Consider the following 14200-nt stretch of genomic DNA (forward strand, 5'->3'; position numbering starts at 1 on the left):
TGGCGGTCTCTGTTCGATCTGGTGCCGCCACGTGGGAGCACCGAGGTTTCGCGCTCTAGGCTCTTGTCGATGGCCTCCCTTCGGAGCGCCGCAAGAACGGAGACAGCATGATCCGAGACCCCCAAGCGTTTTCCCAAGCCCTGCAATCCATCGAGCGCCATGTGCGTGAGCGCCTGATCCCGAGCGAGGCCGAGGTGGAGGCCCGCGATGAAGTGCCCCCGCAGCTGGTGGCCGAGTTGGCGAGCCTGGGCTATTTCGGCTGGTCCATTCCCGAGGAATGGGGCGGCCAGGGTATGACGACCGAAGAGCTGGTGCTGGCCGCCATGGCGCTGTCGCAGGCCTCGGTGGCCTTCCGGGCCCGGGTGGGCACCAACACCGGCATCGGCTCCGAGGCCCTGGTGGCCGACGGCACGCCCGAGCAGAAGGCCCGCTACCTGCCCCGCCTGGCCAGCGGCGAGATCACGGGCGCTTTCGCCCTGACCGAACCCGAGGCCGGCTCGGATGCCACGGCCCTGCGCACCCGGGCCGAGCGCGACGGCAGCGACTACCTCCTGAACGGCACCAAGTGTTTCATCACCAATGCGCCGCTGGCCGGCCTGTTCACGGTGCTGGCCCGCACCGACCCCGAGCAGGCGGGCGCCCAGGGCATCTCGGCCTTTCTGGTCGAGCGCGACACACCCGGTCTGCAGACCGGGCAGCCCTACAAAAAAATGGGGCAGGCGGGCTCCCCGGTGTCCGAGGTGCACTTTGACCAGTGCCGGGTGCCGGCCGCGAACCTGATCGGGGGGCGCGAAGGGCAGGGCTTCAAGACCGCCATGAAGGTGCTCAACAAACAGCGCATCCACCTGGCCGCCCTGTGCACCGGCCCGGCCATCCGCATGCTGGAGGAGGCCATGCGCTGGACCACACAGCGCCACCAGTTCGGCCAGCCGGTGGCGCAGTTTCAGCTGGTGCAGGCCCTGATCGCCGATTGCCAGACCGACATCCAGGCGGCACGAGCCCTGATCCTGCAAACCGCCCGCCAGCGCGATGAGGGCGAAGACGTGAGCCTGCAGGCCTCGGTCTGCAAGTACTTTGCCTCGGAGATGTGTGGCCGGGTGGCCGACCGCTGTGTGCAGATGCTGGGCGGCAGCGGCTACATCCACGGTCACCCGGTCGAGCGTTTCTACCGCGACGTGCGCCTGTTCCGGCTCTATGAGGGCACCAGCCAGATCCACCAACTGAACATCGCCAAACGCACGCTGGCGGCCTTCGAGGCACAGCAGGGGCGTCTGTGATCCTGACGGTTTGATCAGGGTTTTCCATTAGGTGTTGCCGCGTGCGCCCCCACGTGGTGCGACGGATGCGGCGGCACGACCCGCTCTTGACAATGGCCGCACCGCGGCGCCGTGCCCCAGCAGGGGCGGCGCCGGCCTTCTCACACAACGGAGACCTGCATGGAATTCTTGAAACGCCACCTGCCGTGGCTGGCCGTGGCCTTGCTCGGCACCTGGGGCCTGGCCACCCTGGCCCTGAGCCGCGGCGAAGCCGTCAGCGCCACCTGGCTGGTGATGGCCGCGATCTGTGTCTACCTGATCGCCTACCGCTACTACAGCCTGTTCATCGCCAACAAGGTGCTGGGCCTGGACGCCACGCGCAACACCCCGGCCTGGCGCCACAACGACGGGCTGGACTTTGTGCCCACCCACAAGTACGTGCTGTTCGGCCACCACTTTGCCGCCATTGCCGGCGCCGGCCCCCTGGTGGGCCCGGTGCTGGCCGCGCAGATGGGCTACCTGCCCGGCCTGTTGTGGATCTTGGCAGGCGTGGTGCTGGCCGGTGCGGTGCAGGACTTCATCGTGCTGTTCATCTCGACCCGGCGCGATGGCCGCTCGCTGGGCGAGATGGTCAAGCAGGAGATGGGCAACGTGCCCGGCGTGATCGCGCTGTTCGGCGCCTTCATGATCATGATCATCATCCTGGCCGTGCTGGCGCTGATCGTGGTGAAGGCCCTGGCGCATTCGCCCTGGGGCACCTTCACCGTGATGGCCACCGTGCCGGTGGCGCTGTTCATGGGCTTTTACGTGCGCTACCTGCGCCCGGGCCACATCGGCGAGGTGTCGGTGATCGGCTTTGTGCTGCTGATGGCGGCCATCGTGGGCGGCCAGGCCGTGTTCGAGAGCCCCGTGTGGGGGCCGTATTTCGACTTCAGCCCCGAGGCGCTGACCTGGATCCTGATCGGCTACGGCTTTGTGGCCTCGGTGCTGCCGGTTTGGATGCTGCTGGCCCCGCGCGACTACCTGTCGACCTTCCTGAAGATCGGCACCATCCTGGCGCTGGCCGTGGGCATCGTGGTGGTCAACCCCACGCTGGCCATGCCCTCGATCACCCAGTTTGCCCAGGGCAATGGCCCGGTCTGGGCGGGTGACCTGTTCCCCTTCCTGTTCATCACCATCGCCTGCGGCGCGGTGTCGGGCTTCCATGCGCTGATCTCGTCGGGCACCACGCCCAAGATGCTGGAGAACGAAACCCAGGCCCGCTTCATCGGTTACGGCGGCATGCTGGCCGAGTCCTTTGTGGCTGTGATGGCCCTGGCCGCGGCCTCGGTGATCGACCCCGGCATCTACTTCGCCATGAACAGCCCGGCCGCCCTGGTCGGCAACACGCCCGAGGCGGTGGCCCAGACCATCTCCACCTGGGGCTTTGTGATCACCCCCGACGTGCTGATCCAGACTGCCAAGGACGTGGGCGAGAACACCATCCTGGCGCGGGCCGGTGGTGCACCCACCCTGGCCGTGGGCATGGCCCACATCCTGCACCAGGCCGTGGGCGGTCAGGCCATGATGGCCTTCTGGTACCACTTCGCCATCCTGTTCGAAGCCCTGTTCATCCTGACCGCGGTGGACGCCGGCACCCGCGCCGGGCGCTTCATGCTGCAAGACCTGCTGGGCACCTTTGTGCCCGCGCTCAAGCGCACCGAATCGCTGGGCGCCAACCTGCTGGCCACCGGCCTGACCGTGGCGGCCTGGGGCTATTTTGTGTACCAGGGCGTGCAAGACCCGCTGGGCGGCATCAACACCCTGTGGCCGCTGTTCGGCATCTCCAACCAGATGCTGGCCGCCGTGGCCCTGATGCTGGGCACCGTGGTGCTGTTCAACATGAAGCGCGAGCGCTACGCCTGGGTGACGGCGCTGCCGGCCGCCTGGTTGCTGGCCTGCACCCTGTCGGCAGGTTGGTTGAAGATCTTCTCGGCCGATGTGAAGGTGGGCTTTCTGGCCCACGCCAACCGCTACGCCGACGCCCTGGCCCAAGGCCAGGTGCTGGCCCCGGCCAAGAGCGCGGCCGCCATGGCCCGTGTGGTGTTCAACGACCGCCTGGACGCCGGCCTGTGCGTGCTGTTCATGGCCGTGGTGCTGAGCACCCTGGTCTACAGCGTGCGCGCCTGCCTGCGTGCCCGCGGCCAGGCCAAGGACCAGACCCGCGAAGTGCCCTACCAGCCCCTGCCGGCCGAGGCGCGGGCATGACAACCCACCCTGTGCCCGCCGCCAACCCCTTGCTGGAGGCCGGGCGCTACATCGCCCAGTCGTTTCGCCTGATGGTGGGCCAGCCCAGCTACGACACCTACGTGGCCCACCGCCAGCGCACCCATCCCGGCGAGCCGGTGATGAGCTACGAGGCCTTCTTCCGCGAGCGCCAGGAGGCCCGCTACGGTGGCGGCAAAGGGCGCATGGGGCGTTGTTGCTGAGATTTTTCAAAAGGGCCAAAAAACCCTGCTAGAATTCGAGGCTCGACAAACGGCAGCCAGCCGGATGTCAAAAAATTCAGCTCTGCGGTCTCGCGCAGAGCGGCTTTCAAAGCCAGCCAAGCTGGCATTGAAAGTTTCGGGACCACGGAGAGATGGCAGAGTGGTCGAATGCGTCGGACTCGAAATCCGATATACAGTTATGCTGTATCGAGGGTTCGAATCCCTCTCTCTCCTCCAAGACAACGGTCTGTTGCTACTGAAAAGTAGCACAGGCCGTTTTTCTTTGTCTGGCGGAAACAGACTTTGCAAGCTGCTTGCGTTATCAGCGCCAGCTAAATCGGCTGTAAAAACGCGTTCTCTGCCATCTTCTGGATGGCAGAATTGGCCCATCTTAGGCACGCCTAACCCCTCTTTGCCAACCACAGGGCAGTCCAGCATGACGGAGCCAGATGCAGACGAAATCCTCACGCTGGATGAGGTGGCCGCTTACCTGAAGGCAGGCAAGCTGAAGGCAGGCAAGAAGACCGCTTGCCGCCTGGCCCAGCAGGGCCAGATACCGGCCTTCAAGCAGGGCGGCACTTGGCGCTTTCGCCGCCCCGAGCCGCACCGCTGGATGGCCGCCCAAACAGGCGGCCAGGCTGCCGCACCCTTGGCTGCAACAGCCGCCGACAAGACACAGGACAAAAAATGAGTGACCAGAACCCCACCCCTGCCGACTTGGCCGCCAGCCCGAATCCCGCAGACGAACTGCGCGCCAAGCTGGCCGACCTCATTCCGGGGGCATTTTCGGAGGGCAAGCTGAACCCAGCCGCACTCAAGCGTGCGCTGGGTGAGGCCCATGTGAACGAAGGCAGCGAACGCTACGCGCTCACCTGGGCGGGCAAGGCCGACGCCTACAAAGTGCTGCAAACCCCGTCCACCGCCACGCTGCGGCCTGAGCGCGACAAGTCGGTGAACTTCGACCAGGCGCAGCATGTGTTCATTGAGGGCGAGAACCTGGAGGTGCTCAAGGTCTTGCAAAAGGCTTATTTCGGCAAGGTCAAGCTGATTTATATCGACCCGCCTTACAACACCGGGTCAGACAGTTTCATTTACCCCGACCGTTTTCAGGAAAGCAAAGAGGATTACCTCAAACGCATCAATGACCTGGCCGATGATGGCACTTTGATGCGCGAGGGTTTCTTTCGCAAGAACAGCAAGGAAAGCGGGCACTATCACAGCAATTGGTTGTCGATGATGTTGCCGCGCCTCTATATTGCACGTAACTTGTTGCGTGAGGACGGGGTGATTTTTGTTTCTTGTGATGACAACGAGGTGCATAACCTGCGGTGTTTGATGAATGAGGTGTTTGGTGAGGAGAATTTCATCGCGCAAATGATTTGGGAGGGTGCGACAAAGAATACAGCCGATCAAATTGGCACCGATCATGAGTATGTACTAGTTTTTGCACGGTCTCAACTTAACGTACCAAAGACATGGAAGTTGTCAAAAGACGGCGTCGCCCCCGTTCTCAAGGAGGTTGCTCGGCTAAAGAAAGTGCATGGCAACAACTACGAGGCTGCTTCACAAGAGCTGGCCGCTTGGTTTCGCGCAAATAAAGCGAAACCTTCTTTCGCACTTCGCCGTTTTAGGTATGTAGATCGAATTGGTGCTTACAAAGAGGACGATCCGACTGCGCCAGGGGGGCGAAAATATGAGTTACGTGACCCACGCAACAATACAGTTATTCCATTGCGCCCCAATCGAGGTTGGGCCTTTGATCAAGACGAGTTTAATGAAATGGTCCGAGAGGGTCGGATCAGCTTCATTACTCCCACTAGTGTAATGGTGCGACGTTATTTGCATGAGACCGACTATGCAACCCCTCAAAGCGTCTTCTATCAACCCGCGCGATCTGCATCTGAACGCCTCGATAAATTTTTAGGAGGAGCATATTTTTCCTATCCGAAGGACGATGAGGTAATTCGTCAATTCGTAGAAATGGCAACTGATGCTGCTGACGAAAATTGCATTGTTTTGGATTTTTTTGCTGGATCAGCAACAACAGCGCATGCAGTGATGGATCTGAATCATCGAGACGGCGGTAATCGCCGTGCACTTCTTGTGCAGCTTCCGGAGCCAGTTGATTCAGATGCCATTCGGGCGGCTGGTTTTGAATCTATCGCGGACATTGCGAGAGAACGGATGCGGCGCCGAGTGGAGCAGGGTGGTACGGGATTGCATTCCACGACTACCTCTGACTCCAGCGGAATGAAATCTTTCCGCCTCGCACCTTCAAACTTCAAACAATGGCGCGGCGATGGAATCGATACCCCCGAACAATTGGCCGAGCAAATGAAGCTGTTCACCAAGTCTGAAAAAGACGGTGCAGCGGTTGAAGACATGCTCTACGAGCTGTTGCTGAAATTTGGCCAGGAACTGACCACGCCCGTTGAAACACTTCAAGTCGCGGGCGGCCGAGTGTTCGCCATTCATGATCCCAAGATGCTCTTCGTTTTGGAGTCGTTCACTGAGGCCATGATCGTGCCGCTGGTTGCCATGAAACCCCGCGAGGTCATCGCTATCGACGGGGTGTTCGAGGACTCGGACATGCTCAAGACCAACCTTGACCTGCAATGCCGCGACGCGGGCATTCGGTTCACCTGCTTGTGAGGCGGCACCATGTCTAGCGTTCGTTCGCTCACGGTCTCGGGGTACAAGTCCATCCGGGAACTGAAGGCGTTTCCTCTGAACGATTTGAACGTGCTCATCGGTGCCAACGGCGCAGGCAAGAGCAACTTCATTGGCTTGTTTCGGCTGCTGGGTGAAATCGTCGAAGAGCGCTTGCAGCTCTATGTGCAGACGCAAGGCGGGCCCGACGCATTGCTGCATGGTGGTCGTGGGCGAACGGAGCGCTTGCACGTTGAGTTCTTTTTTGCGCAGAACGGCTACAAGTTCGATCTGGTGCCCACGTTTGACAACAGGCTGGTTTTCGAGAGCGAGCAAAGTTGGTTTGCTGGCAGCAAGTATCCAGGCTCCTACAGCGCACCCTTGGGTGCGGGGCACGAAGAGTCGAAGCTCAAGACGGCCACGGACAGTTTTTCGCCCTATGTCCGTTCGTCGGTCACCAACTGGCGCGTCTATCACTTCCACGACACCAGCGAGCGGGCCAAGGTCAAGCAGAAGCAGGCGGTCAATGACAACCTGCGGCTGAAGCCGGACGCGGCCAATCTGGCCGCCTACTTGCGTTTGCTGAAAGAAAATCACGAGCCTGAATACCAGAACATCGTGAGCACCATTCGGTTGGTGGCCCCGTTTTTTGACGATTTCGTGCACCGCGAAGGCGACTCGGAAACCATTGAGCTGGAGTGGCTGCAAAAGGGCAACCCAGACACGCCGTTCAAGGCGCACATGTTGTCTGACGGCAGTTTGCGGTTTATTTGCCTGGCCACGCTGCTGCTGCAGCCTTGGTACAAGTTGCCCGAGACAGTGCTCATTGATGAGCCAGAACTGGGCCTGCACCCCTATGCCATCACCGTGCTGGCTGACATGTTCAAACAGGTGGCCGAGAAGCGGCAGTTGATCGTGTCCACCCAATCGGTGGAATTGCTCAACGAGCTGACGCCGGCTGATGTGATTGTGGTTGACCAGGTGGACGGCGCATCAACCTTCAAGCGTTTCACCCAGGACGAGCTTTCGGGTTGGTTGGAGCAGTACGCCATGGGCGAGCTGTGGAAGCGCAATGTGTTGGGCGGAAGGCCGTGAATGGTGGAAGTCATTGTTTTCGCCGAAGGCCCGACCGAAGAGCAGTTCATCAAACGGGTGGTGGCGCCTGCGCTGCGGCCCCTGCAAGTGTTCTTGAAGCCGCAGATGCTCAAGACCTCGCAAGAGGCGCGGGGAGGCGCCATCAACTTTGACCGCCTGAAGTTCAACGCCCGCAACACGTTGCGCCAACATCCTGCCGCCGTGCTCACCACGCTTCTGGACTTGTATGGGCTGGACACCTCGTTTCCCGGCTTTGAGCAAGCCAAGAGCAAGCCCGATCTGTCAAGCCGGGTGACGCACCTCAACGCGGCACTTCACCGTGAACTGGTGGCCTATGTGGGTTGCAGGCCGGAGCGCTTCATTGCGCACATCCAGCCCTACGAGTTCGAGGGGCTGCTGTTTTCTGACACACAGGCCCTGTCTCAGACTGAGCCGGGTTGGCAAACGGGGGGCGTCCAATTGGCAGCCGTGCGGGCCGCATTTGAAACGCCAGAACACATCAACAACAGCATTGAGACCAAGCCGTCAAGGCGACTGGAGCAGTTGCTACAACCTGGCTACAAGAAAACCCGGCACGGCCCGTTGGCCGCAGAGCGAGTCACGCTGGCCGCCATGGAGCGGGAGTGCCCGCACTTTCGCCTGTGGGTGGCGGCGCTGCGCAACTCGGGAGGAAATCACCCGTGAAATTGCAATTTGACGCCAATCAGGATTACCAACTGGAGGCGATTCGTGCCGTGGTGGCTTTGTTCGAAGGCCAACCAGACGCCTCGCAAGCCGCTGTCACGCGCGAGGACGAGCTGTCCAGCCTGGCGTTGAGTGAAACCGGCATTGCCAACCACAGAGTGATTGGCGATAAGCAGTGGCTGGCCAACCTCAACGCCGTGCAGAAGACCCACGGGCTTGAGCCATCGGGTGCATTGGCGACCATGACGCTCGACAACGGGGGGCCCGTGGGAAGCTTCCCCAATTTCACGGTGGAGATGGAGACTGGCACGGGCAAGACCTATGTGTACCTGCGCACGGTGCATGAGCTGGCCAAGACGTATGGCTTTAAAAAGTTCGTGATCGTGGTGCCGTCTGTGGCGATCCGCGAGGGTGTGTTGTCCAGTCTCAACATCACCCGCGAACACTTCCAGACGCTGTACGGCTATGAGCGCATGGAGTTCATGGTGTACGACTCGGGCAAGGTGAACCAGCTTCGCAACTTTGCCCTGTCTGACGCGATTCAAATTTTGGTCATCAACATCGACGCCTTCGCCAAGGATTCGACCGACACCAGCGACGACGCCGCAAGCGGCAAGGCCAAGAAGAAGACTAAGGGCAACGTCATCAACCAGATGCGCGAGACGGGCGTGAAGCCCATTGAGTTCATTCAGGCTGCGCACCCTTTGGTGATCGTGGACGAGCCGCAGAACCTGGAAACCGACATTCGCAAGCAGGCCCTGGCGCGCCTGAACCCGCTTTGCACGCTGCGCTATTCGGCCACGCACCGCAACGCCTACAACCTGATCTATTCACTGGACCCCGTGCGCGCCTACGAATTGGGGTTGGTCAAGCAGATCGGGGTGGATTCGGTCATCGAGCTGAAGGACGCCAATCAGGCGTTCATTGAGGTCGAGGGCTTCAAGACGGGTAAGCGCAGCGTGTCGGCCAAAATTTCGATCTGGGTCAACCAAGCGCAAGGGCCGGCCAAGAAGTCGGTGACCGTGAAAAACGGAGACGACCTCTACACGCTTTCCAACCAGCGAGAGATTTACCGCAACGGGTTTATCGTCAACGAGATTGATGCGGGCGAGGGCTTTGTGACCTTTGCCAACGATGTGCGCGTGGCCCTGGGTCGTCCGCATGGCGCGCTGACCGATGCCATCCTGCGTTTGCAGATTGAGGCGACGGTGCGCCGTCATTTTGAGAAGGCAAAGAAACTGCACCCCATGGGAATCAAGGTGTTGTCGGTCTTCTTCATTGACCGCGTGTCGAACTACCGGGTGTATGGCGAGGATGGCGCAACAGCCAAAGGCAAATTCGCGACATGGTTTGAGGAAATCTATGCGCAGTACCAGGCCAAGGATGAGTTCTCGGGCCTTTTCAGTGCTGAGGCCTCGACGGTACACAACGGCTACTTCTCGCAAGACAAGCGGGCCGTATCGCCGTTCGAGACCCTGACCGGCAAGACCAACGCCGATGCTGAAGCGAGTGCGTTTGAGTTGATCATGCGTGACAAGGAGCGCTTGCTGGGTCTCGAAGAACCGCTGGCCTTCATCTTCAGCCACTCCGCGCTGCGCGAGGGTTGGGACAACCCCAACGTGTTCCAGATTTGCACGCTGGCCGAGTCCAGCTCTGAAATTAAAAAGCGGCAGGAAATCGGGCGTGGCCTTCGCCTGGCAGTGAACCAGGAGGGCGAGCGCGTGCGCGACCCTGCCATCAATCGGTTGACCGTGATCGCCAACGAAAGCTATGAGGACTTTGCCAACCAGTTGCAGACCGAGATGGTTGAGGCGGGCGTGAGATTCAAGCGCGAGATGATCAAGAACGAGCGCGACAAGGTGACCGTGCGCCTGCGCAAGGGGTTTGATACCGATCCGCAGTTTCTTGCGCTATGGGAGCAGATTCACACTCGTACCCGCTACAGCGTGACCTATAAAACCGAAGAGCTGGTTGCCAAGGCTGCCAGCCGCATTCAGGCCAAGATGCCTGTCATCGAGCGGCCCAAGGTCGCGCTGACACGCGCAGACATTGCCATCGGCTCGGGCGGCGTGGTGGGCAAGCAAACCGGGTATCGTACCCAGACGGTAGAAGCCAAATATGTGATGCCTGACTTTGTCGGGCAAGTGCAGGCCAAGACGGGACTGGCGAAATCCACGGTGGCGAACATCCTGCTTGAAACAGGCCGCTTGGGAGACGCGGTGAACAACCCGCAGGTGTTCATCGATCACGTCTCAGAGATCACCAACGCGGTCAAGCGCGAATTTTTGGTCTACGGTGATGGCTCCGATGAAAGCGGCGTGAAGTATGTCAAGCTGGACGATTCGGTCTACGAGATGCGTCGCTTCGAGCGAGACGACCTGATGGAGGTTTTCGAGTCGAATGCGCGCGCAGTGGAGAAGCAAGAGAAGACGCTGTTCTCCCATATCGTCATCGACTCGAACTCGGGGCCAGAGCGTGCCTTCGCACAGGCCTGCGAGGACAACGATGATGTGCTGTTCTACATCAAGCTTCCGAGCTGGTTCCGGATTGAAACGCCCGTGGGTTCGTACAACCCCGACTGGGCTTTGGCGTACCGCAATGACAAAACCTTGTATTTCGTGGCAGAGACCAAAAAGACAGGGGCCGGGGACCATGTTCAGCTTGACCTGTTGAGGCCGATTGAAGACTTGCGCATTGAGTGCGGAAGACGCCACTTCAAGAATTTTGAACAGGTGCAGTTCAAGGTGCTGACGACGCTCACCGACTTGCTTGTTTGAGTGTGGGTTTTCAGGGGGATGTCCAGGTGAACTGAAGTTTTCGGCCTCTGACTGCGAACATTCGACCTTGAACATAGCCGCAAGCGGGCGATCTTGTTCACCGCAATTCGACACCAAGCGTCGTAAGTGCTTGATCTGTATAGGGGTGGCCTTTCTGGTTGGCACTACAACAGGGTCAATCGAGCGTCGATGGTTGGTTTGTTGATCTTGAGAGCGGCCTGGGCTTGGGCCTGGCGAGCTTGCAGGGTGGAGCCGCCACGCGCCTCCGGATATTTCCCTGTTGCGTGTGAGCACTCGCGAGAGGACTTTGGGTGCCAGTCAAAAAACTTCGGCGGTAGATCGAATTGGAACGTGGTAGAACCGCGAATGCGGGACGCTCAGGTGGCGCTTCAATCTCCAAGCTCATGGCTGCCCCGCCACCCCAATCATGTCCACTGAGACCTCTCCCCACCACGGACAGAACCGATCTTTCCCGGCAACGTTCGTCCCCTTGAGTGGCAGTGCTCGAGATTGCCAGGACTGTGGTCGTGGCGAGGGCGTGGGGTTTGCTTTCGATTATGCGTATCAGCCCATCGTCGATCTGGCACGCAAGGCCGTGTTCGCGCACGAAGCCTTGGTGCGAGGCCCGAATGGTGAAAGTGCTGCCAGCGTTCTGGCGAAGGTCAATGATGTGAACCGGTACCGCTTTGACCAGGCCTGCCGCGTGAAGGCCATCAAGGGGGCCAAAGAGCTTGGAATCCAAGAGCCGATATCGATCAACTTTCTACCCAACGCCATCTACAAGCCCGAGGTCTGCATCCGCACGACGCTGGAGGCGGCCCGGGTTCATGGTTTTCCGCTGGACCACATCATCTTCGAGGTGACCGAGGGCGAACGGATCGAGGACGGCCCCTGGTTCGCGAGCATTCTTCGCGAGTACAAACGCTGTGGCTTCAAGACGGCCATCGATGACTTTGGTGCGGGCTATGCCGGGCTCAAGCTGCTGGCAGACTTCCAGCCGGATCTGGTCAAGATCGACATGGACCTGATCCGCGGCGTCGACGGCAATCCCGCCCGGCAGGCGATTGTTCGCAGCCTGGTCAGCCTGTGCCGGGAGATGTCCATCACCCTCATTGCAGAGGGTGTTGAAACACCCTCTGAGCGAGACTTCCTGTTTGACCAGGGCATTGAGCTGATGCAGGGTTATCTGTTTGCCCGGCCTGCCTTTCGAGCCATCGCGGCGGTCGATCCTGGCACTTACCGTTGAGGGCGGGCAGAGAAAGCTCAGGCAGAACCCCGCAAAGGAGAACGTACCTTGGGAAAGACCCGTCTGGAAGCTTTCAGTGATGGCGTGCTCGCCATCATCATCACGATCATGGTGCTGGAGATCAAGGTGCCTCATGAACCGACGCCCGAGGCGCTGCTGGCGCTGTTGCCGGTGTTTCTGAGTTATCTGTTGAGCTTTGTCTACGTCGGCATCTATTGGAACAACCACCACCACATGCTGCACACCTGTGAGCGTGTGACCGGGCCCATTCTTTGGGCCAATCTGCATCTGCTGTTCTGGCTGTCGCTGCTGCCATGGGCCACGGGCTGGATGGGCGAGAACCATTTTGCTGCGCTGCCCACGGCGGTCTACGGCGTGGTGCTGTTGGTGGCGGCGCTGGCCTACTATGTCTTGCAGCAGACCATTGTTGCGTCGCAAGGGCCTCACTCCCTGCTGCGCTTGGCCATCGGAAGGGATTTGAAGGGCAAGGCGTCGCCCGTGCTCTATCTCTGCGGTGTGGCGCTGACCTGTGTGAAGCCGCCACTGGGTCAGCTGATGTATGTGTTGGTGGCGCTGATGTGGCTGGTGCCGGACAGGCGCATCGAGCGCGCGGCAGGGCGCGCTGACGCTGGGTGACACCGGCTTCGTTGCAAGACCACGGGCAGGGTGCCTCATGTCACCCGGAACGTGTTGAAGGGGGACGTGCTGGGTCGACGAGCTGAGGCAGGCCCTTCAGCCTTGACGCCGCCGGTCCGGTCGAACATCGGCTGGGCTTCAAAGCCGCCACAGCAGGCCGGCGGTCCAGCGGCTGAGGCGGCGGTACTGACCCCAGAAGGTGTCCGGCTGCCCGGCGATGGCCACGGCGCCCAGGGTCAGTTCGAGCTGCACGCTGAGGCGTCGCTGTGCCTCCAGCCGGATGAAGCGCTGGCGCTCCCCGGGCTTCCAGCTGCCCTCCAGGCTCAGTCGCCAGGCCTCGGGGTCGTCGGTCTGTTGCTGCACGCGGGCCAGCAGTTGGTGGTTGAACAGGCGCCTGAAGTCCCACCAGCCTTCGGGGGCCTCGCGTGACCGGTACACGGCGTATTCACCCTGCCACTGCAGGACCAGGCGCAGCGCATCGTCTCCGGGGCCGTTCAGGGTCTGTTCGATGCCCGCCACCCATTGGCTGAAGCTGTCGCTGCGCCGGGCATGGTGCAGGCCCCATTCCAGGCGCAGCAGCGATTGCGTGCCCAGCTCGCGGAGATGGCCCAGTGCCAGGGCGTTCAGGCGATCCTGCAGCGGCTGCAGGGCGGGCAGTCCGGTGTCGGTCTGCGCCCACACCGCGGTGGGCGCATGGCTGTGGCCGTGGTAGAGCACCACGCTGGTGTCGCCGCCCAGCGCCTGGCCCGACCAACGCAAACCCAGCTGGGCCTGCGAGGGGTGTTGCACCGGCAGCAGATTGAGGCCCGCAGGCAGCGAGGGCGCCCACACGCCGTCGGGCAGCCGGGACGCCGTGGCGCCGGGGCTGAGCACCAGCTCCAGCTGTTGACCGGCCTGTGCATGGCGCAGGCTCAGGGAGGGCAGCGCGAGCTTGCGCGAACGGGTCGGATCGCGCCAATCGCGGGGGTTCAGCAGGTCGCTGGGTGAGACGGTGTCGGTCACGCTCCAGTCGTGGATCTGGCGGCCCACGGTCCATTGCCAGGGGCCTTGCCGATGCCGGTAGAACGCCTGCCCCAGTCGGACCTCTTCCACGCCACGGGCACGCCAAAGCCCGTCCAGCTCCAGATGCCATTGCTGCTCGTCGGCCTGCTTCCAGCTCAGTTGCTGTTGCCAGCGGGTCTCGGCCTCATCGCTGGCACGGCCTTGCCAGGCCAGCCCCAGGCGGGTTTCACTGCGGGCATCGCTGGACCATTGCCACGGGCCGGTATCGGCATCGGCACCGGCGGCTGCCGCCGCCTCGGGCGCCCAGGCCCACACCCAGGCCCACATACAGGCCCACACCCAGGTATTCAGGCGCCAGGCCCCCCAGGTTTGTCGACGCGGGTTCAT

The 14200-nt window shown here is 61.3% G+C and carries 11 protein-coding genes and 1 tRNA gene; 11 read left to right on the plus strand and 1 reads right to left on the minus strand.

Translation table 11 applies throughout. The features are described 5' to 3' along the window. Nucleotides 1–107: 107 nt before the first annotated feature. The 11 genes from L880_RS0112630 (at nucleotide 108) to L880_RS0112680 (ending at nucleotide 12811) form a co-directional block, all read left to right on the plus strand. The gene (locus L880_RS0112630; RefSeq protein WP_027475988.1) at nucleotides 108–1277 is read left to right on the plus strand and encodes an acyl-CoA dehydrogenase family protein; all 1170 of its coding nucleotides are present in this window, start codon (nucleotides 108–110) and stop codon (nucleotides 1275–1277) included. A gap of 159 nt (nucleotides 1278–1436) precedes the next feature. Further along, nucleotides 1437–3503, plus strand: a complete 2067-nt coding sequence (locus tag L880_RS0112635; protein WP_027475989.1) for a carbon starvation CstA family protein — start codon at nucleotides 1437–1439, stop codon at nucleotides 3501–3503. Continuing rightward, nucleotides 3500–3724, plus strand: a complete 225-nt coding sequence (locus L880_RS0112640; protein ID WP_051443275.1) for a YbdD/YjiX family protein — start codon at nucleotides 3500–3502, stop codon at nucleotides 3722–3724. The genes L880_RS0112635 and L880_RS0112640 overlap by 4 nt, the downstream gene beginning before the upstream one ends. A 146-nt stretch (nucleotides 3725–3870) precedes the next feature. After that, a tRNA-Ser gene (locus tag L880_RS0112645) sits at nucleotides 3871–3961 on the plus strand. 199 nt (nucleotides 3962–4160) lie between these two features. Then, on the plus strand, nucleotides 4161–4415 hold the full coding sequence (locus L880_RS32330) for a helix-turn-helix domain-containing protein (protein WP_051443276.1): 255 nt from the start codon (nucleotides 4161–4163) through the stop codon (nucleotides 4413–4415). Next, entirely contained in the window at nucleotides 4412–6376 is a 1965-nt protein-coding gene (locus tag L880_RS0112655) for a site-specific DNA-methyltransferase (protein ID WP_027475991.1), read from the plus strand. Before L880_RS32330 ends, L880_RS0112655 begins: the two co-directional genes overlap by 4 nt. A gap of 9 nt (nucleotides 6377–6385) precedes the next feature. After that, nucleotides 6386–7468, plus strand: a complete 1083-nt coding sequence (locus L880_RS0112660; RefSeq protein WP_027475992.1) for an AAA family ATPase — start codon at nucleotides 6386–6388, stop codon at nucleotides 7466–7468. Further along, the gene (locus L880_RS0112665) at nucleotides 7469–8152 is read left to right on the plus strand and encodes a DUF4276 family protein (RefSeq protein WP_027475993.1); all 684 of its coding nucleotides are present in this window, start codon (nucleotides 7469–7471) and stop codon (nucleotides 8150–8152) included. It abuts the gene before it with no gap. Continuing rightward, nucleotides 8149–10929 carry a restriction endonuclease gene (locus L880_RS0112670; RefSeq protein ID WP_027475994.1) on the plus strand — a complete coding sequence of 927 codons (2781 nt, stop codon included), beginning with the start codon at nucleotides 8149–8151 and terminating at the stop codon, nucleotides 10927–10929. Before L880_RS0112665 ends, L880_RS0112670 begins: the two co-directional genes overlap by 4 nt. Nucleotides 10930–11356: 427 nt before the next feature. Further along, on the plus strand, nucleotides 11357–12175 hold the full coding sequence (locus tag L880_RS0112675) for an EAL domain-containing protein (RefSeq protein ID WP_027475995.1): 819 nt from the start codon (nucleotides 11357–11359) through the stop codon (nucleotides 12173–12175). 48 nt (nucleotides 12176–12223) lie between these two features. Next, the gene (locus tag L880_RS0112680) at nucleotides 12224–12811 is read left to right on the plus strand and encodes a TMEM175 family protein (protein WP_027475996.1); all 588 of its coding nucleotides are present in this window, start codon (nucleotides 12224–12226) and stop codon (nucleotides 12809–12811) included. Nucleotides 12812–12949: 138 nt separating this feature from the next. Here the strand turns inward: L880_RS0112680 and L880_RS0112685 are convergent, their stop codons facing one another. Further along, nucleotides 12950–14200 (minus strand): hypothetical protein, encoded by a 1251-nt coding sequence (locus L880_RS0112685; RefSeq protein WP_043329357.1) that lies wholly within the window; start codon nucleotides 14198–14200, stop codon nucleotides 12950–12952.

The organism is Curvibacter gracilis ATCC BAA-807 (assembly GCF_000518645.1).
GTDB classification, from domain to species: Bacteria; Pseudomonadota; Gammaproteobacteria; order Burkholderiales; family Burkholderiaceae_C; genus Curvibacter; species Curvibacter gracilis.